Origin of the sequence: Paenibacillus sp. FSL W8-0187 (assembly GCF_037969755.1) — a bacterium.
Taxonomy (GTDB): Bacteria; Bacillota; Bacilli; order Paenibacillales; family Paenibacillaceae; genus Paenibacillus_AQ.
In genome coordinates, this window is sequence record NZ_CP150206.1 from 2,314,507 (window position 1) to 2,340,754 (window position 26,248).

Annotated in this window: 22 protein-coding genes and 1 tRNA gene; 18 read left to right on the plus strand and 5 right to left on the minus strand. The window is 48.6% G+C overall.

The genetic code is table 11. The features are described 5' to 3' along the window. Positions 1-127 precede the first annotated feature (127 nt). The 8 genes from MKY48_RS10230 (at position 128) to MKY48_RS10265 (ending at position 16,297) form a co-directional block, all read left to right on the plus strand. Positions 128-1,603, plus strand: coding sequence for an ABC transporter substrate-binding protein (locus MKY48_RS10230; RefSeq protein WP_215164052.1), 1,476 nt, complete (start codon positions 128-130; stop codon positions 1,601-1,603). A 139-nt stretch (positions 1,604-1,742) separates the two neighbouring features. Beyond that, positions 1,743-2,672, plus strand: coding sequence for an ABC transporter permease subunit (locus MKY48_RS10235; protein WP_179090580.1), 930 nt, complete (start codon positions 1,743-1,745; stop codon positions 2,670-2,672). A 53-nt stretch (positions 2,673-2,725) separates the two neighbouring features. Next, positions 2,726-3,622: a carbohydrate ABC transporter permease gene (locus MKY48_RS10240; RefSeq protein WP_076321299.1), complete on the plus strand. Its 897-nt coding sequence runs from the start codon at positions 2,726-2,728 to the stop codon at positions 3,620-3,622. Positions 3,623-3,648: 26 nt separating this feature from the next. Beyond that, positions 3,649-5,946 (plus strand): glycoside hydrolase family 3 N-terminal domain-containing protein, encoded by a 2,298-nt coding sequence (locus MKY48_RS10245; RefSeq protein WP_339271975.1) that lies wholly within the window; start codon positions 3,649-3,651, stop codon positions 5,944-5,946. A gap of 3 nt (positions 5,947-5,949) precedes the next feature. Next, positions 5,950-9,063, plus strand: a complete 3,114-nt coding sequence (locus MKY48_RS10250) for an alpha-mannosidase (protein WP_339271976.1) — start codon at positions 5,950-5,952, stop codon at positions 9,061-9,063. A gap of 20 nt (positions 9,064-9,083) precedes the next feature. Beyond that, a complete protein-coding gene (locus MKY48_RS10255) occupies positions 9,084-10,403 on the plus strand; it encodes a glycoside hydrolase family 125 protein (protein ID WP_098742788.1) in 1,320 nt (439 codons plus the stop codon). Next, complete coding sequence (locus tag MKY48_RS10260) at positions 10,400-13,540, plus strand: beta-galactosidase (protein WP_339271977.1); 3,141 nt, start codon at positions 10,400-10,402, stop codon at positions 13,538-13,540. Before MKY48_RS10255 ends, MKY48_RS10260 begins: the two co-directional genes overlap by 4 nt. Before the next feature lie 21 nt (positions 13,541-13,561). Next, positions 13,562-16,297, plus strand: coding sequence for an alpha-mannosidase (locus MKY48_RS10265; protein ID WP_339271978.1), 2,736 nt, complete (start codon positions 13,562-13,564; stop codon positions 16,295-16,297). A 206-nt stretch (positions 16,298-16,503) separates the two neighbouring features. On the opposite strand, the gene MKY48_RS10270 is transcribed toward MKY48_RS10265, so the two are convergent. Next, positions 16,504-16,665: a hypothetical protein gene (locus tag MKY48_RS10270; protein WP_179090567.1), complete on the minus strand. Its 162-nt coding sequence runs from the start codon at positions 16,663-16,665 to the stop codon at positions 16,504-16,506. 178 nt (positions 16,666-16,843) lie between these two features. Beyond that, positions 16,844-17,347 (minus strand): L,D-transpeptidase, encoded by a 504-nt coding sequence (locus tag MKY48_RS10275; protein ID WP_306023904.1) that lies wholly within the window; start codon positions 17,345-17,347, stop codon positions 16,844-16,846. Between the two features lie 342 nt (positions 17,348-17,689). On the opposite strand from MKY48_RS10275, the gene MKY48_RS10280 reads away from it, so the two are divergent. The 8 genes from MKY48_RS10280 to MKY48_RS10315 all read left to right on the plus strand — a co-directional run bounded on the left by MKY48_RS10280 (position 17,690) and on the right by MKY48_RS10315 (position 23,671). Next, a complete protein-coding gene (locus tag MKY48_RS10280) occupies positions 17,690-18,316 on the plus strand; it encodes a TetR family transcriptional regulator (RefSeq protein WP_339271979.1) in 627 nt (208 codons plus the stop codon). 22 nt (positions 18,317-18,338) lie between these two features. Then, entirely contained in the window at positions 18,339-18,899 is a 561-nt protein-coding gene (locus MKY48_RS10285; protein ID WP_076320684.1) for a GNAT family protein, read from the plus strand. Between the two features lie 45 nt (positions 18,900-18,944). Then, on the plus strand, positions 18,945-19,730 hold the full coding sequence (locus tag MKY48_RS10290; RefSeq protein WP_076320685.1) for an ABC transporter ATP-binding protein: 786 nt from the start codon (positions 18,945-18,947) through the stop codon (positions 19,728-19,730). A 1-nt stretch (position 19,731) separates the two neighbouring features. Beyond that, positions 19,732-21,363 carry a hypothetical protein gene (locus tag MKY48_RS10295; RefSeq protein ID WP_339271980.1) on the plus strand — a complete coding sequence of 544 codons (1,632 nt, stop codon included), beginning with the start codon at positions 19,732-19,734 and terminating at the stop codon, positions 21,361-21,363. A 568-nt stretch (positions 21,364-21,931) separates the two neighbouring features. Beyond that, entirely contained in the window at positions 21,932-22,543 is a 612-nt protein-coding gene (locus MKY48_RS10300; protein ID WP_339271981.1) for a hypothetical protein, read from the plus strand. A 6-nt stretch (positions 22,544-22,549) separates the two neighbouring features. Further along, positions 22,550-23,095: an accessory gene regulator B family protein gene (locus MKY48_RS10305; protein ID WP_339292868.1), complete on the plus strand. Its 546-nt coding sequence runs from the start codon at positions 22,550-22,552 to the stop codon at positions 23,093-23,095. Between the two features lie 40 nt (positions 23,096-23,135). After that, the gene (locus tag MKY48_RS10310) at positions 23,136-23,213 is read left to right on the plus strand and encodes a cyclic lactone autoinducer peptide (protein ID WP_339293490.1); all 78 of its coding nucleotides are present in this window, start codon (positions 23,136-23,138) and stop codon (positions 23,211-23,213) included. Positions 23,214-23,464: 251 nt separating this feature from the next. Further along, a complete protein-coding gene (locus MKY48_RS10315; protein ID WP_339292869.1) occupies positions 23,465-23,671 on the plus strand; it encodes a hypothetical protein in 207 nt (68 codons plus the stop codon). Positions 23,672-23,770: 99 nt separating this feature from the next. Here the strand turns inward: MKY48_RS10315 and MKY48_RS10320 are convergent. After that, positions 23,771-23,843, minus strand: a tRNA-Val gene (locus tag MKY48_RS10320). A 135-nt stretch (positions 23,844-23,978) separates the two neighbouring features. Here MKY48_RS10320 and MKY48_RS10325 point away from each other — a divergent pair. Further along, positions 23,979-24,242, plus strand: coding sequence for a hypothetical protein (locus tag MKY48_RS10325; protein ID WP_339292870.1), 264 nt, complete (start codon positions 23,979-23,981; stop codon positions 24,240-24,242). Positions 24,243-24,591: 349 nt separating this feature from the next. Continuing rightward, positions 24,592-25,035 carry a GNAT family N-acetyltransferase gene (locus MKY48_RS10330; protein WP_076320690.1) on the plus strand — a complete coding sequence of 148 codons (444 nt, stop codon included), beginning with the start codon at positions 24,592-24,594 and terminating at the stop codon, positions 25,033-25,035. 90 nt (positions 25,036-25,125) lie between these two features. Here MKY48_RS10330 and MKY48_RS10335 read toward each other — a convergent pair whose 3' ends face one another. Next, positions 25,126-25,359 (minus strand): DUF3892 domain-containing protein, encoded by a 234-nt coding sequence (locus MKY48_RS10335; protein ID WP_076320691.1) that lies wholly within the window; start codon positions 25,357-25,359, stop codon positions 25,126-25,128. Positions 25,360-25,421: 62 nt separating this feature from the next. Continuing rightward, entirely contained in the window at positions 25,422-26,159 is a 738-nt protein-coding gene (locus MKY48_RS10340; protein ID WP_339271986.1) for an MBL fold metallo-hydrolase, read from the minus strand. Positions 26,160-26,248 lie beyond the last annotated feature (89 nt).

Here is a 26,248-nt window from a genome sequence, read left to right on the forward strand (position 1 = left end):
TTGATTTAATCAGAGTTTTTTTCTTTATTTTCACCATAATACCTTTAATTTTTCGCCTATGTGAAACTGCTTTCATGGGATAACCTTATAAGTGTAGAGACACAAGGATTCAAAAGGGAGGATAAACATGAGTAAATCGAAAAAGAAATGGCTCCTGCCCCTAACGCTTTTATTGTCCGCATCCATGCTGTTGTCGGCATGCGGGGGCAACAAAGAGAGTGCAGGAAACGGCGGGGGAACTGCCGAGAAACCGGTTGAGCTGATCTGGTACACCATCGGAACACCTCAAAAGGATGTTGACAAGGTTGAGGAAGAAATCAATAAATACACTGCTGAGAAGATTGGTGTAACCGTTGACATGAAAATGATCGACTTCGGTGATTACAACCAGAAGATGCAAGTAATGGCAGCTTCCGGCGAACCGATGGATATCTTGTTCACAAGCTCATGGGCGTTTGACTATGTGCAAAATGCACGTAAAGGCGCATTCATGGAAATGGACGAGCTGATTGAAAGTCATGGACAAGGCATTAAAGACGCGATTGACCCTGCGTTCCTGGAAGGTTCCAAGGTTGATGGTCACAACTATGCGATTCCGGCAAACAAAGAGCTTCCTGCTCAAGAAGCATGGCGCTTTAATAAAACATTGCTTGATAAGTACAACCTCGATATTTCGAACGTGAAATCGATGGAAAGCTTGGAGCCACTGCTGAAAACGATCAAGGAAAAAGAACCGAACGTCGTTCCTTTGGCACTTAGCAAAGACTTCGGTCCATTGCTTCCGTTTGACTACATCATCGAAAAAATGCCAATGGCCGTTTACCTGGATGACAAGGAAGATCTGAAAGTTGTGAACTTCCTCGAAATGCCAGAAACAATGGACATGCTTAAATTGATGAACAAGTACTACAAAGCGGGATACATTTCCCCAGAAGCAGCTACAACAACTTCGACGCAAGATCTGATGACTTCTGGCAACTGGTTCGCAGACCGTGCGGCAACGCAGCCATTCGCAGATAATCTGTGGAGCCAAAGCTACGGCTATCCGGTAGTGTCCACTCCGGCTGGCGATGCAACGATCTTCAACTGGTCGGTAATGGGTTCGATGCAAGCGATTTCCGCTAACTCGAAATACCCTGAGAAAGCCATGGAGTTCCTGAACCTGCTGAACACAGACGTATATCTTCGTAACCTGGTTGACTCCGGTATCGAAGGCGTACACTACAAAAAGCTTAGCGAGAACGTAATGGAAAACTTGCCAGAATCGAAAAACTACGACATGCCTACCTTCGCGCTTGGTAATGTCATGCTGACTTACTTGAATCCTGAGGATCCTGAGAACAAATGGGAAGAGTTCAAGAAGTTTAACGAGTCCGGCCAGGCTGCTCCGCTTCTCGGTTTCAACTTTGATCCAACCAAAGTATCCACAGAGCTCGCAGCAGTCAACAACGTAAAAGAAGAGTTCTGGGCGCCGCTGATGACAGGTACCGTAAATCCTGAAGAGTTCCTGCCAAAAGCGAATCAAAAGCTGAAAGCCGCTGGTCTGGACAAGATCATCGCTGAAGCACAAAGCCAAATTGATGCTTGGAAAGCAAGCAAGTAATAACAATGCATGAAGCGGTCTTTCTTGTCCCAAGGACAGCAGAAACCGCTGCAGTATGAACAAGGACGGGGCGGCGGATGTTCACCGCCCTTCTTTTGTTCATTCATGCACATCACGAGGAGGGGTAAGCGTGAGAGCGATCGGACAGTTTTTCAAAAATATTATGACGAATAAGGCCATGCTGTTCATGGTTTTGCCGGGGACCCTATGGTTTCTCTTATTCTCATATTTGCCCATGTTCGGGACCATTATTGCATTTAAGGAATACCGCTTTAGCCGGGACGGCTTCTGGGCAAGTATCGTTAATAGTGAATGGGTAGGATTCCAAAACTTTAAATTCCTGTTCAGTACCAACGATGCTTACATCATTACGCGCAACACGGTACTTTATAATTTCGTGTTCATCATTTTGGGTCTCATTCTATCCGTAGTACTGGCTATCGTGTTGTCCGAAATTGTGAATAAGAAATTGGCTAAAGTCTATCAAACGGGTATGTTTCTGCCGTACTTCTTGTCTTGGGTTATTGTAGGTTATTTTGCATTCAGTTTCCTGAGCATGGATAAAGGGATGTTGAATCAAATCCTGGGATGGTTTGGCATGGAGCCGGTTCAATGGTATTCCGAAGCCAAGTATTGGCCGATATTCCTGACGTTAATCAGTTTGTGGAAATCCGTTGGTTATAACAGTGTCGTTTATCTGGCGGCGATTATGGGGATCGACAAATCCTTGTACGAAGCGGCGATGATTGACGGCGCGAACAAATGGCAGCAGATTAAAGCCATCACGCTTCCGATGCTGAAACCGCTGATGACCATTTTGACTCTTCTTGCGATCGGTAAAATCTTCTACGCTGACTTTGGTCTCTTCTATCAAGTGCCAAGGGATTCGGGAACCTTGTATTCCGTAACGAACGTTATCGATACCTATGTATATCGTGGTCTGAAGACAACAGGCGAGATCGGAATGAGTACTGCTGCGGGTCTGTACCAGTCGGTAGTCGGATTTATTCTCGTTATGGTATCGAACTATATCGTTCGTAAATATGACAAGGATAATGCATTGTTCTAATCGATCAATCTACCAAGAAGGGGGTATGTGACGTGTTCAAATCTAAAAGCAAGATGAAAGATTTCCATCAGCTTTCATCCGGGTGGAATGTCGTGTTCAACCTGATTGCCGGTATTTTCTCGTTCCTGTGTGTATTTCCGTTTTTGTTCGTCATGATCATTTCATTTACGGATGAAGGCGCCCTTGCCCGCAACGGATATCAAATCTGGCCGGAAAAATGGAGTCTGGAAGCCTATAAATATGTATTCCAAACGGGCGATACACTCCTTCGTTCCTATGGCGTTACGATCTTTGTAACGGTAGTGGGGACGTTGATCAGCTTGTTTATTATCTCGTTGTATGCTTATGCCATCTCTCGTAAAGGATTCAGATATCGGAACTTCTTCGCGTTCTTTGCGTTTTTCACGATGCTGTTTAACGGGGGTCTGGTACCGACTTATATCGTTGCAACACAATTGCTCGGTCTGAAAGATTCCATCTGGGCTTTGATCCTGCCATTGGCACTCAACGCCTTCTATATTATGATACTTCGTACGTTCTACAGCACCAGCGTTCCGGATGCTATCATTGAATCCGGTAAAATCGACGGTGCGAGCGAGTTTAAAATTTTCTACAAGCTGGTATTGCCGCTATCCTTGCCGGGTCTGGCAACCATCGGGTTGTTCAGCACCTTGGGTTATTGGAATGACTGGTTCAACGCATTGCTCTACATTGATGATCCGAACCTGGTTCCGCTGCAATCCATGCTCATGCGGATTGAGACCAGCATGCAGTTCATCTTGCAGAACTCTCAGAATTCATCCCTTAGCATGGCCGCTCTGCAGAGCATGCCGCAGGATACTTCGCGGATGGCGATGGTCGTTCTGGCAACCGGACCGATTATTCTGGCCTATCCGTTCTTCCAGCGCTATTTCATTCAAGGTCTGACCATCGGCGCGGTTAAAGAATAAATTCTTCATGTACCGGAGGGTATGAGATGACTTATAAAGATTCCAGTAAACCCATTGCGGAAAGAGTGGAACATCTTCTTGGCCTGATGAACCTGAAGGAAAAGGTTGGGCAGCTGATTCAGCCGTTCGGCTGGAAGACCTATGAAGTGAATAAAGGTCGGATTACATTAACGGATTCATTTAAAGAGCAAGTGAAAAATGGCGGCGTCGGATCCCTTTACGGGACCCTGCGCGCCGATCCATGGACCGGTGTAACACTTGAGACCGGTCTTTCTCCGCGTGAAGGAGCAGAAGCCGTCAATCACATCCAGCGGTACGCCATTGAGGAATCACGTCTGGGTATTCCGATTCTGATCGGGGAGGAATGCTCGCATGGGCACATGGCCATCGGCGGCACGGTTTTCCCGGTCCCGCTGTCCATTGGAAGCACATGGAACGTGGATTTGTACCGGGATATGTGCCGTGCCGTGGCGCTCGAAACGCGCAGCCAAGGCGGTGCTGTCACCTATTCCCCGGTCCTCGACGTCGTGCGCGATCCAAGATGGGGCCGTACCGAGGAATGCTTCGGCGAAGATCCATACCTGATCAGCGAATATGCGGTCGCATCGGTTGAAGGCCTTCAAGGCGATTCATTGGACAGCCCGAACAGTGTTGCTGCGACATTGAAGCATTTTGTGGGTTATGGGAGTTCCGAAGGCGGGAGAAATGCGGGTCCCGTGCATATGGGAACACGTGAATTGATGGAAGTGGATATGCTGCCTTTCAAGAAAGCCGTGGAGGCAGGAGCTGCATCCATTATGCCGGCCTATAATGAAATTGACGGTGTGCCTTGCACCGTTAATACCGAGCTCCTTGACGGCATTCTCCGCAAGGAGTGGGGTTTTGACGGCATGGTAATTACCGACTGCGGTGCCATCGATATGCTGGCCAGCGGCCATGATACTGCTGAAGACGGAATGGATGCCGCTGTTGAGGCGCTTCGTGCCGGTATCGATATGGAGATGTCAGGCGAGATGTTCGGCAAGCATCTCCTGAACGCGATCGAGTTAAACAAGCTTGAGATTGCCGTACTGGATGAGGCGGTTCGCCGAGTATTGACCTTGAAGTTCAAGCTCGGATTATTCGAGAAGCCTTACGTGGATCCGCAGGTAGCGGAGGAAGTTATCGGCAGCCAGCAGCATGTCGAACTTGCCAGACAGCTTGCGGCGGAAGGCATCGTCCTGCTCAAGAATGAAGGCCAGGCGCTGCCGTTATCCAACGAAAGCGGCGTGATTGCCGTCATTGGACCTAACGCCGATCAAGGATACAATCAGCTTGGAGATTATACGTCTCCGCAGCCGCCGGCAAGCGTGACCACCGTACTGGGTGGAATCCGCGCGAAACTGGAGGATGAAGCTGAACGTGTATTATATGCACCGGGCTGCCGCATTAAGGATGACTCCAGGGAAGGCTTTGAATTCGCTCTAGCTTGTGCGGATCAGGCCGATACCGTGGTCATGGTACTGGGTGGTTCCAGCGCACGCGACTTTGGCGAAGGCACGATCGATTTGCGAACAGGAGCATCGAAGGTCACGGACGACGCTTTAAGTGACATGGATTGCGGTGAAGGCATCGACCGGATGACGCTGCAGTTATCCGGCGTTCAATTGGAATTGGCTCAGGAGATTCATAAGCTTGGCAAGCGGATGATCGTTGTGTATATCAACGGTCGGCCCATTGCAGAGCCGTGGATCGACGAGCATGCGGATGCCATCTTGGAAGCATGGTATCCGGGCCAGGAGGGCGGCCATGCGGTAGCGGACATTTTGTTCGGCGATGTGAATCCGTCCGGCAAACTGACGATGTCGATACCGAAGCATGTCGGACAGCTTCCGGTTTACTATAACGGCAAGCGGTCGCGCGGTAAGCGTTACCTCGAAGAGGATTCCCAGCCGCGTTATCCGTTCGGATACGGGCTCAGCTATACCGAGTTCAGTTATTCGGATATTCAAATTACCCCAGAAGTGATTAGAACGGGCGAAACGGCTGTTGTCTCCGTGAATGTTACAAACAGTGGCGACAGGGAAGGATCCGAGGTTGTACAATTGTATGTGAGCGATGTGGCCAGCAAATATACGAGACCGGCCCGTGAGCTGAAGGGCTTCCGCAAAATCTCTCTGCAGCCTGGAGAGCGGAGCAAGGTGGAATTTACCATCGGTACGGAACAGCTTCAATATATCGGTCAAAATTACAAGCAAGTGGTTGAACCTGGCTTGTTCCGTATCATGGTTGGCAGACATGTGAACGATACGCTGAGTGCAGATCTGACTGTACAGGAGGGTTAAGGAATGGAACGCATTCGACGTTTTATACGCGAACTTTCGGAGCGGCAGTGGCTCGAGTCAGTAGAGCTTGGAGAGTGGAACATTACCCGAGCTACGTACATGGTTCCGGGCGTGTATGAAGATAAAGCCCCTTATACGGAAGGACAAGACTTCAACCGATTCCCGAGCACACAGGGGACAACCTATTTCTTTCGGAGGAACCTTGAATGGCCCACGCACTGGGTGGACGGAGCGATCGGACTTGTGTTCCACTCCGGGGGCGAGGGCTTACTGCGCATAAACGGAGTATCTTATCAGGGTTTGGATCGTAATCATACCTTCGTCAAGCTTGATCCGAAACGCACCGGCTTGAATATGGAGCTTGAGATCGAGTTATACGATCCGATTCCGGAGCCGGTGGACCCGCTGAATCAGCAGGCTGTCATTCAGCCTCCGATTACTAAGGTGCAAAGCTTGCTTGTCAAGGTGAACGTGTCCGTTCAGAGCCTGATGTACACCGCGACCGTGATTCGGGATTCACTTATCCTGTTGCCGGATAGCGATATGCGGCGCATCCGCTTAATGGAGGCGCTGTATCAGGCGATGGACCGCTTTGTCAGCCTGGATGACGCCGCCATCCGGGACGGCGCTCAGGTAACCGGGATTGAGCATGATCTGAAACGGAGCGTTACTGCCATTGGCGGCCATACTGAAGGCACGGAGCATATGGTGGGTCAATCGCATATTGACATCGCTTGGCTGTGGCCCGTCCGGGAAACCGTACGTAAAACAAGCCGGACCTTCTCCACCATGGATGCGCTGATGAATGAATATCCCGAATTTAAGTACGCGCAGAGCCAGCCTTTGTTATACCAATTCCTGAAGGATCATGATCCTGAGCTGTACGAGAGAGTGAAGGCTAGAATCAAGGAAGGACGCTGGGAGCTTGTCGGCGGGATGTGGGTCGAACCGGACCTGAACATTCCGAGCGGGGAGTCCCTCATGCGTCAATTGCTATACGGGCAAGGCTTCTATCAAGAAGAGTTTGGCCGGACATCGCATATTGAATGGCTGCCGGATACATTCGGATATTGTGCATCGCTGCCTCAGATCTTGAAGCATGGCGGCATTCGTTATTTCATGACAACTAAGCTTGGCTGGAACGATACGAATGTGTTTCCTTATGACCTGTTCCATTGGGTTGGGATCGATGGAACACCGATGTTATCCTATCTCAATCATGGCGTGAACGAGAACACGCTGCCCAAAGATGTTCACGAGCATTGGCAGTCATACCGCCAAAGAGCCGTTCATCCGGAGCAGATGCTGCTGTATGGACACGGTGACGGCGGAGGCGGCGTAACCCGCGAAATGTTGGAATATATCGACCGTGCCGAGCTTATGGTCGGTCAACCGGCCAGCAAGTATAGCACAGCTGCCGAGTTTTTCGGCGGGATTGAGGATGCACAGCCGAAGCTGCCCCAGTGGCGCGGGGATTTGTACCTCGAGCTTCATCGCGGCACCTATACAACGCATGCGCGGAACAAGCGTCATAACCGGAAAGCGGAAATCCTGTACCACGAGGCGGAGTTATGGAATTCGGTGGCATTTCCGTCGATGAGCAATGAGCAGCAGCAGGCGATTATGGGCGAGCTGCATGACGGCTGGAAGTTGATTTTGCTGAATCAATTTCATGATATTATCCCGGGCTCTGCCATTACGGAGTCTTACGTTACTTCTGAGAAGGAATACGCAGAGGTGTTCCAAAAAGGAAATCAAAGCCTCCGTCTTGGGCTTCAGGTATTGGCGGATCAGGCCGATACAGAAGGGGAAGGCATTCCGTATGTCGTCTTTAACGGACTTGGATGGAGCAGAGATGCCGTCATTTCGATTGAAGGAGAGCAGGGCCTTGCGCCGTATGATTCGGATGGAGCGCTGCTGCAGTACGATGCGCGAACAGAAGGAAACAGTAAAACTTCTCACCGCTTGAATGTTCATGTTCAATGCATCCCGGCTTTGGGATACAAGACCATTTGGTTGAAGCCTTTGGCAGGAAACAAGGCGGTGGCGGAGAATTCTACTACAGTGTTCGCAGATTCCTGGGAAACGGATTATTATAAGGTCAGCTTTAATGAGCGTGGGGAAATCACGAGCCTGTGGGATAAAGAGGCCAATCGGGAAGTGGTCAAGCCGGGCGAAGCCGCAAACCGCTTCCACTTCTTCCATGACCGTCCGACGCTGTGGGACGCATGGGACATCGATACCCGTTACGAGGAGCAATTAGCCGGAGAGGCGGAGCTGATCGAGAAGAAGCTCGTGCAAGCGGGTGAGGTACAGGATGTGCTGCGTTTCCGCTGGCGTATCCATAACTCGGAGATCATACAGGATATGATTTTTTATCATCATGACCGGCGGATCGACTTCAAGACGCAAGTCAGCTGGAACGAATCACACAAACTGCTGAAAGTCGGCTTCCCAATCGGGGTCGTTGCCGATAAGGCTACGTATGAGATTCCGTTCGGAACCATCGAGAGACCGACCCATCGTAATACAAGCTGGGAACAGGCGCAATATGAAGTCTGTGGCCACCGTTTCGCGGATGTGTCGGAGCATGGATACGGCGTCAGCCTCATCAACGACTGCAAGTACGGGTATGACATTCAGGACAGCACGATCCGGTTATCCCTGCTGCGCGCACCGAAATGGCCCGATGCCACGGCAGACTTGGGTGAGCATGAGTTCACGTATTCCTTATACCCGCATAACGGAGACTGGAGAAGTGCCGGAATCGTCCGTAAAGCTGCCGAGCTCAATCATGAGCTTCCTTGCGTAAGAACAAGTTCGAATCAGGGTACCCGGCCTGCTGTTCATTCATTTATTCCGTTCGAGAGCCATCATGTAATCCTGGATACGGTCAAACCTGCAGAAGACGGTTCAGGGTATATCCTTCGGATGTACGAATCTGCGGGAGGCAGAGATAATGCAGCAGTGAGCTGGCCTTATCCTTATGAAAGCGTCCATTTATCCAACGCCTTGGAAGAAGAACTCGAACAACTGGATACCGCAGAAGGAAGGTTAACCCTTCGATTCATGCCGTATGAGATCAAAACCATCAAATTGACTACACATCATACTTAATTAAAGGAGCCAGAACAACCATGGAACAATTCAGACTCCCCAAAATACCAATGCCGGAGCTTGAGCTGCCGCAATCGATTCAGGCAGTTCTGCAAGAGGCTGAAGAAAAGCTTGCGCACCGTCCCAAGCTGCTTCAGCTGTTCAAGAACTGTTTTCCGAACACGCTGGAGACAACAACCAAACTGATGGAGGATGGCACAACATTTGTGATTACCGGTGATATCCCGGCCATGTGGCTGCGCGACTCGGTAGAACAGGTGATCCATTACATTCCGTTTGCGAAGAATGATCTGCAGCTGCAGCGGATTTTAAGCGGATTGATCAAACGCCATTTTCAATATATTCATATCGATCCTTATGCCAATGCCTTTAATGAATCGGCGAATGATTGGCATTGGAACACAACCGACGAAACTGAAATGTCCCCATGGGTGTGGGAGCGCAAATTTGAGATTGATTCGCTATGCTTCTCTGTTCGCTTGGCCTACCTGTACTGGAAGGAAACCGGCCTTACGGATGTGTTTGACGCCAACTTCAAGTCGGCTATGATTAAGATTATTGAGCTGTTTAAAACGGAACAATACCATTTCGAGAAATCGCCTTACCGTTTCACACGGGATAACGGAATTCCAACGGATTCCTTGCGCAATAACGGGCTCGGCATGCCGGTGAATTATACGGGCATGATCTGGTCCGGCTTCCGTTCAAGTGATGACGCTTGCGATTTCCACTACAATATTCCAGGCAACATGTTCGCCGTTGTCGCCTTGCGTCAAATGCAGGAATTCGCGGAATGGGTATTCCGGGATATGAAGCTGTTGGATGAACTGAAACGACTCGAAGCCGACGTGGATCACGGAATTCAGTTGTACGGCATTTACCGTCATCCGGAGTTTGGACCGATTTACGCCTATGAAACAGACGGTTACGGAAATTACTGCTTGATGGATGATGCGGGAACACCTGGATTGATGTCCATTCCTTATCTGGGTTATTGCTCTGCAGATGATCCGATCTACCAAAACACCAGACGGTTTGCGCTAAGCAAAGAAAATCCTTTCTACTACGAAGGCGCTGTTGCCAAAGGAATCGGCAGTCCGCATACGCCGCCGGATTATATCTGGCATATGGCCTTGTCCATGCAGGGAATTACGGCACAAACGGCAGAAGAGAAGCTGCAGATGATTGCATTGCTGGAAGCAACCGATGCCGATACCGGATTTATGCACGAAGGCTTCCATGCCGACGATCCGAAAGTTTTCACCAGATCATGGTTTGCCTGGTCCAACAGCCTCTTCTCGCAATTGGTGTATCAGGCGATGAAAGCAGGGATTCTATGAGCGGGCGTCTGATTGTATTTTATGATCCGTCCTTTCCGGCAGCAGAAGCTGCCGGTTTGCCGGCTAGCGCGGCGGCTCTGAATGCATTCGATGTCGTGTGCCGCGCTGAGAATTTGGCTGAAGCACTGGAATCTGCAGGAGGACAGGGCGCAAGCTTTGTCAATTTGCATGCGCCTTACTTCCCGAAAAGCGCCTGGAGAGCGATCCTGGACTTTCTGAGAAATGGCGGCGGCTTGGTCAGCATTGGGGGCGCACCTTTCAAGCGTCCTGTCCGCATGGAGGACGGCGTTTGGGTGGTGGAGCACGAACAGACGGCATACCATCAGCAGCTCCACATACATGAAGCGCTGCCAGTGGACAGCGGACGCGTCGACCATCTGACTTCCAGTGACGTTATTCCCCTTATGGAGAGCAGCCGGGAGCGGTTATCCATAAACGAAACGTGGAACCTGGTTCCACATGTCACCAAAAGCAGTGATTTGCCGCATCAGATGGGATCGGCCGGGCCGATGGATACGCGGATTTATCCGCTCCTTAAGGGGAGCACAGCGAAGGGAAGAGAAGTCGCGGCTCCTGTCGTTCTGTGGGAAAATGTCGGCGGGCCATTCTTGGGCGGACGCTGGCTGTTTGTGAATCAGCCTCTCTCTGCTTCATTCTGGGAACAGGATGGAGGCGAAGAGGTGCGCAGCTGGGCGGCATTCTGTGCGAAGGGGATTACCGAGCTGTGGATCAAGCCGAATTATGCGACCTATGAGTCTGGCGAGCGTGCGATCCTGACCCTGCAGGCACAACGGCTTGGCCGGAAACTTTCCGAACAAGAGCCGCAGAGCTGGACGTTCCGCATCTCCGTCCAACACGACCAAGATGAATCCTTATCATGGAATCATTCCGTGAAGGTGGATGTGACCGGACAATTTCATGTACAGCGCATTCCGGTTATGCTGGATATCAAGCCAGGGTCTTATCGGGTGGTGTGTGAAGTCGAAGGGCCGGATGGAGAAATCCGCAGGCTGAGACAAGGGTTCTGGGGAGCGGATTCCGAGCTTTTGCAGGCGGGTACGCCTGTAACCTGCAATCGGGATTACTTCATCAAGGATGGTCGCCCACTGCCTGTTGTCGGGATGACTTACATGACGTCCGATGTAGCGCGTAAGTTCCTGTTCCTTCCGAATACGGATGTGTGGGATCGCGATATGGCGCAAATGCGGGGTGCGGGCATCAATTGGATTCGTACCGGGATCTGGACCGCGTACCGCAATATTATGCAGGTGGACGGGCATGCATCCGAAGAGGTCTTGCGTTCGATTGACGCCTTCCTGTTAACGGCGAAGAAGCATGATTTGCAGGTAACATTCACGTTCTTCTCCTTCACGCCGGAGACTTGGGAAGGCCAAAATCCTTACCTCGATCCGCGAAGCGTGGAAGCGCAGAAGCGTTTCATACGTTCCATCATTAGTAGACATAAAGATACGAAGAATGTGGACTGGGATCTGATTAATGAGCCATCCATGTTCGATCCGCCGCAGATTTTCTCGGACGGCCCGCGTTCCGCGAAGGATCCGTTTGAGAAACAAGCTTATATCGAATGGCTGAAAAAGCGTCATGGTTCGATTGAGCGTCTGCAGGAACGTTGGAATATGACAGCGGATCAGCTGCCGGGTTTTGACTCCGTGGTTCCGCCGGAACCTCAAGTCATTAATTTTGATGTTCAAGACATGCATCAAGGGAAAAAAGGCACACAATGGCTCGATTATGCACTGTTCTCGATGGACATGCATAACCGCTGGGCCAAGGAGTTATATGACGATATCAAAGAGGTATGCCCTGATCATATGGTTACCGTTGGACAGGACGAGGCCCTTGGGGCACAGCGTCCATCTCCGTTCTTCTATGCCGAAGCCGTAGACTATACGACGGTTCACTCCTGGTGGTTCAACGACTATTTGATCTGGGATGGCATATTTGCCAAAACGCCGGATAAACCGAACCTGATTCAGGAAACAGGCATCATGTACGTGGAGACACCGGATGGCCGGGCGAAGCGAAGCGAAGCCGAGCTTCGGAATCTGCTGGAGCGCAAGTATGCTTACGCCTTCTCCACAGGAGGCGCTGGAGCCATTCATTGGATCTGGAACACGAATTTCTACATGGATAATGCCAATGAATCGCATATCGGAGCTGTCCGCGCTGACGGCACGGAGAAACCGGAAGCGGATGTGTCGTATGATTTCGGTGCCTTCATGGAAGACATCCGGGACATGTTTAAAGGCCGGAAGCTGGAAGAAACCGCGGTCATTTTCCCTTATTCGAACGATTTCTCGAACCGGAAGCTCGCTTTTGAAGCGACGACCAAGGCGACGCGCGCGCTTGCTTACGAGCTGAACGTGCCGTTCCGTGCTGTCGGGGAGTATGATTTAAGCTCGCTGCGTAACCATCCGGTGAAATTCATCATTCTGCCGAGCGCGCACAATGTCGATGACCAGGCGTTTGCTGAGTTGATGGATATCGTGAAGGAAACGGGAGCTACATTGCTTCTGACGGGTCCAATCGGTCTGGATGCATATTGGCATCAGGTCGATCGAATGACAGAGGAGCTGGGCGAGCGGAAGCTGGCGAATGTGCGCCGGGAAGAAAGCTTGCGCATTGGGGACCGTACATGGTCTGCATCGTATGGACATCGGAAGATTGCCGAGCTGACCAAAGAAATTCCGGCAGGCAGCGGGGCGAAACCGGCCGATATGGCTGGCGATTCCATCGTGGACGTGAAGCTTGGGGCAGGACGTCTTCTCTGGAGCCCGCTTCCTGTTGAATTGAATGATCGAATCGACACCATTTCGGCTTTATATCGGTATGCATTGGAGCTATCTGCTGCCGACACAGGGCTCATCTGGAATCAAGGCGGAGAACATTCCGGCGTATATGGACGCAAGGTAACGTTTGAAGAAGGAGCACTCTTCGTATTCGGCTCGGAGCAATCGTGGGACACGAACGTCGAGGTAAAGGATCCTTCAACAGGACTCATCTATTCATTCGTGCTGGAAGCGGATCGTTCGATCTTGTTTGCAGTAGATGCAAGCGGTGACCTGTTATCGGTGTACCGCCCGGATGAGGTCGAAATCACAGTATCGAAGGGCTAACATAAGGGGGACTAAGCAGAGATGGATCAATCCAGAAAAGCACATATTATTTCGCATACTCACTGGGACCGCGAGTGGTATTTACCGTATGAAAAGCACCATGTGCGGCTGATCGAGCTCATGGACAGCTTGCTAGAGACGATGGAGAAGGACTCGGAATACCGCAGCTTTTTCCTTGATGGCCAGACGATTATTATCGAAGATTATTTGCAGGTAAGACCTGAGAAGAAAGAGCAGCTTGAGAAGCTGATCACGGACGGACGTATCATTATCGGTCCATGGTACATTTTGCAGGATGCCTACCTCACGAGCAGTGAAGCTAACGTGAGAAATATGCAGATAGGACACCAGGATGCCGAGCGATATGGCACGGTTGCCAAAATCGGTTATTTCCCGGATACATTTGGACTTACAGGCCAAATTCCGCAGTTGATGCTGCAGTCCGGCATTGATAATGCCTTCTTCGGCCGGGGCGTAAAGCCAACGGGCTTTAACAATACCGTCTCCGACAGCGGCTATGAGTCTTCATTCTCAGAGCTGATGTGGGAAGGCCCGGATGGCTCCAAGGTGCTGGGCATCCTGTTTGCCAACTGGTACAGTAACGGTAACGAGGTTCCCGTTGATGAAGCGGAAGCGAAGGCATTCTGGGACCGCAAGCTGGCGGATGCCGAGAAGTATGCTTCCACACCTGAGCTGCTCTATATGAACGGGTGTGACCATCAGCCGATACAGACCGATCTTCCGGAAGGCATCCGTACAGCGAAGAAGCTGTATCCGGATACGGAATTCATTCATTCCAATTTTGACGATTACCTGACAGCCGTTCGGGAGAAGCTGCCGCAAGATCTTTCCTCCGTAAAAGGAGAACTGCGCAGTCAGCGTACCGATGGATGGGGTACACTTGTGAATACCGCTTCGGCACGCGTATACCTGAAGCAGATGAACCAGCGGGGCCAGACCTTGCTGGAAAAAGTGGCCGAACCGCTTGCATCCTACGCCAGCCTGCTCGGCAAGGAGTATCCGCATCATCTGTTCACCTATGCGTGGAAGACGCTGATGCAGAATCATCCGCATGACAGCATCTGCGGCTGCAGCGTGGACGAAGTTCACCGCGAGATGGTGACCCGCTTTGAGAAAAGCGCACACGTGGCTGAAAATATCGTGGACGATAGCGTTCGCGTCATTGCCGATGCGGTTGACACAACCGCCTTCGAACAATGGGGATCCGATCCGCTGCCGCTTGTTGTTTTCAATACGACGGGATGGAGCCGCAGCGGTACGGTCAGCATTGAGCTGGACGCGAAACGCCTTTATTTCCGGGAAGGTTACTCTTTGGAGGAAACCAGCCGCCGGATGAAGGAAATCGACTTGTCCGGCCGTGTGCTGGTTAACGCACAAGGTCAAGCTGTGCCTTGCACCGTTGAGGATCTGGGTCTTCAGTTCGGGTACGATCTGCCGGACGACCGTTTCCGCCAGCCGTATATGTGCCGCCGTGTGAGACTTACCTTCGAGGCAAACGCGATCCCAGCAATGGGCTTAACTACTTATGCTTGGGTGAAGAGCGAAGTGAAGCCTGCCGAGGTAGCATCCTTAATTAGTAAGTCCAATGTGATGGAGAATGAGCTGATCAAGATTGAGATCGCTGAGGATGGTTCCTTCTCCTTGACGGATAAAAAGAACGGACAAGTATACCGGGATCTGGGCGTCTATGAAAATACCGGAGATATCGGTAATGAATATATGTACAAACAGCCGGATGGCGAAGCAGCATTGACCACGAAGGGCCAAACCGCCCAAGTTTCGGTTCTGGAAGATACGCCTTACCGCGCATCCATTGAAATCGTTCATAACTGGTCCATTCCGGCTATGGCGGACAGCAAGCTGGATGAAGAGCAGCATGAGCTCATCTATTATCCGAACCGCAAAGCGCAAAGATCGAGCGAAATGGTGCCAATGCGCATTCGTACCGTAATCAGTCTGAACCGCAGCGGTAAAGGCGTGGAGATCGAAGCGACAATGGATAATCAAGCGAAGGATCATCGGGTGCGTGCATTGTTCCCAACGGATCTGCTGGCATCGTCCCATAACGTGGATTCCATGTTTGAAGTGGCAACTCGGGATAATGAACCTGCTGCCGAATGGGAGAATCCAAGCTATACCGCTCATCAACAGGCATTCGTTGATGTCTCGACAGCTACTGCAGGATTGACAGTAGCTAACCAGGGCTTGAATGAATATGAAGTCCTGCGTGACGGCCGGAATACCATCGCTGTTACATTGCTTCGTTCCGTAGGCGAGCTCGGTGACTGGGGGTACTTCCCTACGCCTGAAGCTCAGTGCATCGGCGTGCATACGGTACGTATGGAGGTCATTCCGCATCAGGGCGACGGCATGAAGTCAGGCGCATACGCCGAGGCTTACCAATTCCAAATCCCATGGACGGTTGCACAGACCGGGGTCCATGCCGGCGCTGTCGCATCGACTTCCGCACCGTTTGAATGGAGCCATGAAGAACTTGCGTTCTCTTCCCTGAAAGTGAATCCGAAGACCGGGGATCTGATGCTGCGCTGGTTCAATATGGCAGGCACGGATACTGAGCTGAAGCTGAAATCTTCTCTACCTTCCCAGGGTGTGTATAAGAGCTCTATTCTGGAAGTAGAGGGAGCGGTTCAAAGCTTTGATGGCGATGGAAGCTTCACGCAGCCGGTTAAGCCTCACGAAATCGTAACACTGGGAGTTAAAGTTTCGGTCAAGTAAGAATTTATTATGATATAGTGCTGGGAATGTTGTTGTACATCCCGGTCCAGCAAAGCCCGATTCCGAAATTACAGGGATCGGGCTTTACTCCTCTTGCCTAATGACAGGCAATTCCTGAACGCTCTGAAATATATATAATGAAAAGGCTGCTCTCCCTAGGTCTTTGCGGACGGCTGGAGGGCAGCTCTTTATTGTACTCGGCTTAATTATTGATTTTTCCCTTGGTTTTGGTCTTTCTCGTAAGCAATCAGGGTGATATCTTTGCCTGTAAGCTCGGCAATCTTGGTCTCGGCGTCTTCAATCGCTTTCAAGGTACCTTCATTCCCATTGAGTGAGGCAATTTTATATTCCTCCGAATGGATGTCCATGTGAATCCCCCCTTAGATGGTTGATAACAAATATAATGATAAGTTATCCTATACAAGATGGTTACATACCTGGTATTCAAAAAATTGGAATGAACTTGAGGAATGGAGCGGAGTATGGTTCCTATGCGTCCAATTTAAAAAAGCCAGACACATGAAATGTGTTTGGCTTTTTGCGTTCTTATTTTTGGATGAGGACGGGGGTACTCATTTTCACCTTGTCGTAAAGCCAGCGTACGTCTTTATTATGCATCCGTATACAACCTGCCGACACGTACTTGCCGATCGAGTTGGCGTTGTTGTTTCCATGTATGGCGTACGCGTAGCTAACTCTACCGTTCACTTTCACATTAATGCCGAGCCAGCGATCCCCAAGCGGATTGCGCGGGTCTCCTCCCTTGATGCCTTCCTTGTAGTAAGGTCTGTTCTTCACTTTTTCGTGAATTCTGAACAGGCCTTCCGGTGTATAGGAGGGTTTTTTGCCTGTAGCGACGGGAAATGTTTTTATGACCTTACCTTTTTCATAATACGTCAGTTTGTTGGTGGATTTATCAATGACAATAAACTGTGCGTATTTGGTGTACTTACTGTCCAGCTTCTGTCCGGAAGCGCCTTGGGATACGGCGGGGAAAAAGAAAACCAGCAGTAAGGTGAAGATCAGTATGCGGCTGATGCCCTTAATGATGTCCGATCACCTCTTTTCGTTCTCCCCCATATATATGCAGCTATTCGCGAATGTTGACGGAAATGTGCATAAGCCGAAAAATAGAACAAGTTGTTTTCAAAGAGAGATATAAGGGCGCGGAGGGGACATTCTATCGAATATCGGATCGTGGCTTGGCTGTACGCAAATGACCTCCTGAAGGGATTTCTTCAAGAGGGTTTTCGCGTTCATTATAGCAACCACTTGAAAACGACACTAATGTCGTTTATGATGAAATGAGTTAAAAAAGACACTTATGTCGTTTATATTGAGGTGAAGTTCATGGAATCGATATTGATGTTAAAGGCGGGAGAGGGATGACTTATGTGTCCACGGGTTAGTGAGGAATATAAACGGGAGAAGAAGTTTGAAATTTTGACGGCAGCCAGGCGCGTCTTTATCAGAAAGGGCTATACCCGCACCGTGATGCAGGACATTATGGATGAAGCGGGCATGTCCCGCGGAGCCGTGTATGCGTATTTTGATAATGTGGAGCATGTATTTATAGAGGTTCTGCGTTTTGACGACCAAGAGACGCTCGGTTTTTTTGAACCGGATCCGCAATATCCGATATGGAATCAGTTGATGGACTGGGTTCAGAAACAGCAGGGTGATATTTCGCTAATCCAGCATTCACTTGTATTGGCCAGGGCGGAATTTTTCCTGTCTTCCTCTTATGTTCATGCCAAGAAGGAGTATCCCTATATAACTGAACGTTATCAGCTGACCGTTGAGGCCATGGGCCGGGTCATTCGAAAGGGCCAACAGCAAGGGGAGTTTCGGCCGCGATTGGAACCGGAAGCCATAGCACGTTATATGATTTCGTTTCTGAACGGACTGATGCTGGATACCTTCCAACTCGGACCGACGGTGACTTGCGTGCCGGAGCAGTTGGAAACCTTCATACATTCTCTCAATGCAATGTTAAATCCGATAACACTAGAACCATGATGATGGAAAGGGTGTTTTTTGAATGCTATTTGAATCTGCTAGACTTGCTTGTCGAAAAATGACGATAAACGACGCGGAGCTGTACCATTCCTGGCGCAATGACCTAGAAGTGATGCAATCCACCAGTCCCAACCTGGATACTTATCAACTGGAGGAGACAAAGGACTTCGTTCAGCAGGTGATCCTGGGTTCTTCCTCCTCGAAGAGCTATCTGATCCAGTTGAAGGAAACCGGCAGACCGATTGGCATCATGTCATTGATTCATATCGATACCAAGAACCGGAACGCGGAATGTATCATCGACATTGGCGAAAAGACCTATTGGGGCAAGGGTTACGGCTTTGAAGCGATGACGCTTTTGCTTGATTATGCTTTTTTGGAGCTGAATCTGCACCGGGTAAGCTTGCAGGTATTTTCCTTCAACCATAACGCGATCAAACTGTATGAAAAAATCGGATTTGTCCAGGAAGGCAGCTCCAGACAGAGCTTGTACCGGAATGGCGTCTGGCATGACATTGTACACATGGGGATATTGCAGAGCGAGTATATGCGTCAAAAGGTTGATTTTCCCTCCCTTCCATAATAAGGTAGGTATGTGAAGACAATGAGGGAATGGGAGAATAATATCATGTCTGAAAATGAAGTGTTATTGATTCAAGACCTGCGCATGAAATATGATAATCGTTATGTGCTGAACGGTATCGACTTGGAAGTACGCCGCGGCGAGATGATTGGATATATCGGTCCGAACGGCGCGGGGAAGAGCACGACGGTCAAGATTATGCTTGGGCTGGTTGAGGGGTACACGGGGACAGTGCGCATATTCGGTCAGGATATTTCCGATGGGAATATCGATTACAAACGGAGAATCGGATATGTGCCTGAGGTGGCGGAATTGTACGATCAGTTAACGGCAGCCGAGTATTTGACTTTTATAGGCGAGTTGTACGGACTTACATATGATGCAGCGGATTATAAGGCGAAGCAATTAATGGATTGCTTTGACATGGAAAAGGCTTATCACTCACGGATCGCTACGTTTTCAAAAGGAATGCGGCAAAAGGTGCTGCTGATCTCGAGCCTGCTGCATGATCCTGATCTATTGTTCCTGGATGAGCCCTTAAGCGGGCTGGATGCGAACAGCGTGATGGTAGTCAAGGAAGTACTGGCCCAGCTGTCTGCCCAGGGCAAGACGATTTTTTATTCCTCACATATCATGGACGTCGTTGAGAAAATCAGCAGCCGGATCATTCTGCTCGCTGACAGCCGGGTAGTGGCGGACGGAACGTTCAAAGAATTGCAGCAGCATTCCCATGAGGGGTCCCTGGAAGAAGTGTTTAATCAGCTGACGGGGTTCCATGACCATGCCCGTATTGCAGAACGGTTCGTATCGATCGTTCGGGAGGGAAGCTGATATGGCGGGATCGGATTCATCGTTTCGGATGCTGAAGATACTGGATCGATTTCAGGGAATCATCTCGAGATTGGGTGTCGACTATAAAACGCTGCGCCGGATACTCCATGTCAAATTGTTGATGGATTCGAGGCGCGCACCCGTCATATTATCTTCTAGCAACCGGAAGAAAGAAGAGCAGGACAAGAACCTGTTTGTCAGCTCCCTCTGGCTGTATGGCTTAATCGGGCTTGTCCTGACGCCGTTTGTGTTCTGGAGCGATCCGGAATATTTAATGCCGATGAGCATCCTGTCTGCGATCCTAATGTTCCTGATTATGAGCTCCATGATTTCAGATTTCTCATCCGTGCTGCTGGATGTGCGCGACCGCAGCATTTTGATGACGAAGCCGATCGACGGTCGAACGGTCGGATTGGCGCGATCGATTCATGCAGGAATTTATTTGCTGCTGCTAACCGGAGCGCTCTCAGCAGGCTCACTGGTCGTGGGATTGATCAAGCATGGCGTGCTGTTCTTTCTGATCTATATCCTGGAGTTAATACTGATGAATATGCTCATTCTGGTGAGCACCTCCTTGGTTTATCTGTTGCTGCTCAAGTATTGGGATGGAGAGAAACTGAAGGATCTGATCAATTATGTACAGATTGGACTTTCCGCCACGCTGGCCATCGGCTATCAGTTTGTGATCCGTTCCTTCGATCTGATTGATTTTCATCTGGTATTTAAGCCAGCCTGGTGGCAGATTCTGCTTCCGCCGGTGTGGTTTGCGGCTCCGTATGAGTGGTTGTTTGGCGAGGGGAGCAGGTGGCTGGCTGTTCTCTCGTTGCTGGCTGTATTCGTCCCGATTGTGTTTATGATCGTCTATGTCCGTTATATTCCTTCGTTCGAGCAGCATCTGGAGAAGCTGGCTCACAGCGAAGCGGGAAAAGGGCGGGAGCGCGGGCGATTGGACAGATTCTTGGCCAAAATGGTATGCGGGTCGCGCACGGAGCAAGCTTGTTTCCGACTATCAGCCAGCATGCTGAAGAACGAGAGAGAGTTTAAACTTAAGGTGTATCCTACACTTGGGTTGTCCGTGTTATTGCCTTATTTATTCTTTGTCTCTACGATCCGTAACTCCTCATTGGCGGAAATCAGCCAGGGATCGTCGTACTATGTACTGCATAGTATGCTCATCATGATTATCACCGTCGTTATGATGCTGAAATTCTCCGGCAAGCCCAAGGCCTTCTGGTTATTTGGCGCAGCCCCGATGCAAGGCATGAATCCTTTGTACAAAGGGGCTTTAAAGGCTTTTGCCATCAAAATGTTCGTGCCGCTGTTCATTGTGAACGCGATCGTGTTTCTGATCGTGTTCGGTACTCGGATCATGCCGGATATTCTCATCATACTCCTTACCGGATTGGTGTTGATTCCCTTGTCAGCCAAGGCAATTCTGCGCAATCCACCGTTCTCTCAAGCGTTTAATATGGCGCAGCAGAAAGACGGCTGGTGGGTATTGTTATTCTTCTTTGTTATTGGTGGACTCTGTGGTTTACATTATGCAAGCAGCACGATTCCTTATGGTATGTTGGCCTATATCCTCGCGCTGCTCGTTGCGAATGGCTTGGCATGGGCCAAGCTGTATAAGTAAATTGGGGAAGGCATCCGAATGGATGCCTCTTCTTTTGTTTTGTCAGATCATTGTATACTTGCGTTTAAAAGCGGTTGAGCTAGAACGTAAGTTCGTATATAATGAAGATATAGCAAATTAACTCTCTATTTCACTCTTCATTTCATAAATCCATGATGGATTCCCCCACTAATGTATTTAATTACCTGTTGTTATGCCTTCCGGGCCTTATATAATCAACTTAGATGATGTCAGGATGTTAAATAGTAGGATCTGAGTTTATTCTGGCTTAGTCATATTCACAAGGTCGTGGATTCTTGATAACTAATGCTTGGTTTTCGTTTGGTTAAAAACGACGTTTATTGTTTTTGCATTTTCCATCACAGTTTCCAGACATATAAGAAGTGGCAGGCGCCATCGGAATTGACCTCAAGAACATGCATCATTAGGACGACTCGATAGAAACTGAGGGTCTGTCGGTATATCGTTTATTTATGGACGTTATAACCATCAGTGTAATCAGGTTACATCGGGAAGTGGCGTAGCACACATTTAACCATTTCTTATGGTGTAGGGAGGAAATCTTTGAATGGAAGTTATTTGGTTTATGGTGTTTTCAACATTTGAAACACTGGCGATTTATTCACTAATCATGACATTGCTTAGATTTAAGACAACAGAGTACATATGGCAGGCGTTGATTGTCATGATCCTTGCCAATTTGCAAAGTTTCGTTATGCGCAACGAGCTTCAATTGGATTTTCTCGCCCCTCTCATTACCGTGCTGATCTTCGTTTTCTTGTTTTCTGCCATTATTAAGATCCCAGTTATCTGGTCGGCGATATGTACCATTCTGGGGTATATGTTTTATGCTCTAATTCAGGCCTTTTACATGCTATCATTGTATGGCTCAATCGAAGCTACACACAACAATGAAGTAGATGGCTATGTACTTCAGCTATTATCGTCAGTGACGGGTTTACTCATTTCTTGGATTATGTATAAGTTTGCAATAGGTTTTACATATGATCTCGAAAAGTTGCGTATTAAATTTGAGCACATCTTACTAATCTCCCTCATCGTAGTCGTTTTGATCTTATTGGCGATATTATTTTATCTTAATCGGTTATGGCTTCTTCTTCTCTTTTTTGGTATAACTTTTGGTATTTTCTTATTTTATGCGATCCAATCAAAGGAGTGACAATTCATGATTGAAAGAGCCGCCCTTTGGATATCGGAAGGCATTAAACGACAAGTGCCTGAACACCCTTCATCTGTTGGAGTTTTAAAGCATGCGATCGCAATTCTATTAAATATACTATTTATTGTTACATTTACTTTATTATTATCCATTTATACCGGACATATGAAGCAGGCTATTACAGGTTTGATCGGTTTTGCACTGCTAAGACAGTTCTCTGGAGGAATCCACGTTAAGACTGGCGCTGGTTGTATTGTTATTACTACTGCTTTGTTTACTGCAGTGTCTTTTGTTGATTTAGGCGAACTGCCTACACAAATTTTGAACATCCTAAGTTTTTTGTTAGTCGTTTTATTTGCCCCTAGTAAGATTGCCAAGCAATCAAGAATACCAAGAAAACATTATCCTAAACTTCGTCTAATTAGCTGTATTATTGTTGGGGTGAACTTTCTCATTCAATCACCAACATTATCCATAGTATTCTTTATCCAGGCACTGAGCCTAATTCATTTGAAGGGAGGTGAGTCAAGTGTCGGTAATCAACAAATCTAAGCATGGCTTATTTTCATTTATCGCATCTGCTCTTACGGTGGTGGCTGTATTCTTTGTTAATACTGCAAGTCCTGTTTTTGTGTATAGTGGTGATACACCCGAAGAGCTCTTGAAATAACCTTTCTAAATATGAATCCATTATTATTCTGTTTATTGAATTCCGGTACCTACTAGGTGCCGGATTTTTCTTTTACTATCAACATCAACAAAGCATGATCATGCAAATTAAACTGTAGTCATCATGACCAGGATTTATAAATTGCTGCGTCCTCCTTTAATCAAGTGCAGTCAGGGTAAAATTGACATTGCTAAAAGAACGAATGTTCGCATATAATACAAACAAACGTTCTGGTTAGAGGTGGTGGCATGATGTTTAAGAATTACATGGAGCAAACCATTGAAATCATATATGAAGACAGGAAAGGGAATATCACCCAACGGAAAATACAGATACACAGTATTCGGGATCATCGGATACGGGCAACGTGTCTGGAGACTGGAAAACCTCGGGTGTTTAATGAACATAATATTCTGTCCTGGAGACCCGGGAAAGGAAGGGGAACGCATGCTTCCTGACGGAACGAATATGGCTGAGAATCTCGGTCAACCCAAATAGACAATAGGTTTAGAAAATGAAAAACCCCTGAAGCCAATGGCATCAAGGGTTTTCGGTAATGATCTGTAGTGGGCTCGAACCACTGACCCCTACCCTGTCAAGATAGTGCTCTCCCAGCTGAGCTAACAGATCATGAAATATTTAAAAAGGTAATTCATATATTACCAGCAGACAGTGTGGCTGTCAATGGTTTTCTCGTTATAAAAAATCACATTCCGGTTCAGACTAAATACAGCATGATTATGCCAATGGAGGAGTGTGAATGGCATGGCAGGTGGGAAATTCCATCATTTTAATCGAGCCAGTCTGGTGCTCTCGTTGCTGGGGGTATCTGTACTAGGGAGCGGTTGCAGTATCCCGGAGAGAACGTCGGTGCAGCTGGAGCCGCTACATGGGCCTGCGGCGCCTGTAATGCTTGAAGTTTACGGACGTTCGATAGATCAGGACGTATATTCTAAGCAGGGAAGCGGAGCACTGGAGCCGGTATCCCCGATGGATTCGGTGGATACCTTACGCGATCTCCATCCGTAATGGGTGCAGCAACGTCTATAACAAATCGGTCATACCAATATCCTTACCTTTTGCTCGAACAGCGAGCAGAGCAAACCGCCGGCAGGCAAGCTGGCGATTTGCTGTAAAACGGCCGATGCTATTCCTCATCCCATTTGCGGGAATAACCTTTTTTAATCGCCCAAAAGATAGGGTAGATGATGATGGCTGAGATGATAACAGCCCAAAATATCGTGGTTCCCATGCCCATAAAGGCAATGCTCCTTTCAAAAAAACGTTAGCTTATACTATACAGGAAAATGATTATTTTGTATAATATTTCGATCTGCGATATTACAAGGAATTGATTCTACATAAAGAGGTGTTGAAATTGGCAGCAGAAATCATAAATGTATCAACCGAAGAGCAGTTGCAGCAAGCGCTGGATATCCGGAAGGATGTTTTCGTGCTTGAACAGAAGGTTCCGATTGACCTGGAGATTGATGATTACGATCGTCTGGACTCCGATGCACATCATGTCCTGATCAAGTCGGAGGGACAGTACGCGGCAACTGGACGTATCACCTATTACAATAAGGACTCCGCCAAAATGCAGCGCATTGCGGTACGTAAGCCATTCCGATCCAAAGGGATAGGGCGTGTGCTGATGATGGCATTGGAAACGCAGGCGCGTGAATTGAAACTGCAGTATTCCGTGCTGGATGCCCAGGTGCAGGCGGAGGCGTTTTATCGCAAGCTGGGGTATGAGACGATTTCGGACGAGCCGTTTGATGATGCTGGCATTCCCCATGTTCGTATGAAAAAGGAACTGTAGGCATCTTCTTAACTATAAGGTGGCTGATGATCCCATCGTTCTAAAAAGGAAAGACCTCGAGTATCGACTCGAGGTCTTTTTAGGCATGAATTAAAAGCTTGGCATATTATCCAGGTTGTTGCTGGGATCGCCATCCGCATTGGAACGAAGATGTTCATCTCCGTCACGTCCACGGAATACGTTCACGTTTTTGATTTCTTTATTCTTGGCCATCTGTTGTGCAGTCTTGTAGTCCACGACACTACCGTTATCCAGCTTCAGTTCGATGATGTCGCCGTCGCCATTTTTACGGACGCCTACGACTTCTTGTTGTGTATTATCCATATAGATCGCCTCCCGGAATTAGTGTTCCCGGGAACCCTCATAAACTATTCATCTATATTGAACTACAATTCGTATACCCGCTGCTGCTCCACAAATTCCATGATTCCGGTCTTGCCAATGAAAGCTTCGACCTCATCACTGTAATGCATGAGATAGGTGCGTTCCTGAATTTCTTCAGGAAGGCTGAGCAGCTCATCCAGTGTCGTATGAACCTCGCCGGGGCCTTGCAGCTGACATTCATGCAGAATCACTTCACAATCCCGCTCATTCACCAGTTGGTTGAGCAGGATCGGATCGAATACCATGTCAGCACTGTAAAATATCCGATCATTCAGATAAAGCGAATAGCTGTCCTTGCCGGGAATATGCTGGGTATGAATCAGCTCTACCGAGATGCCTGATGAAATATGGGCCTTCACTCCCGGTTTCAGAGGGTGTACGTCAAATACATCATGCAGGGAGGAGATATGTCCCTGTTGATATAATCCGCCTTTGAGTGAATGTTCCCATATCGGTTCCACCAGCGATTCAGCAATGTAAAGCGGGAGTTTGCGGTTGTATTTCATTTTCATCATAAAGGCAAGCTCTTCGAGTCCGCCCACATGGTCGGCATGAATGTGTGTGATAAGCACGGCATCGATATCGTTAAATGTCTTATTCAGCTGATGTAGTGCCATTGGAGCGGTGATGCCGCAGTCGATCATAAGTGTGAAATTCCCGTCATGTACCAGTGCGTTATTGTTATAGTAGTTCTTGGCAAACGCACTGCCGGTGCCAAGCATTTGTAATGTCAGTGTCAATGGATGAAACCTCCTGATGATATGATATGTAGTCCAGTATGCTAATGTATATTTTAACGAATTCCACGTTGATTTACACGGATTATATG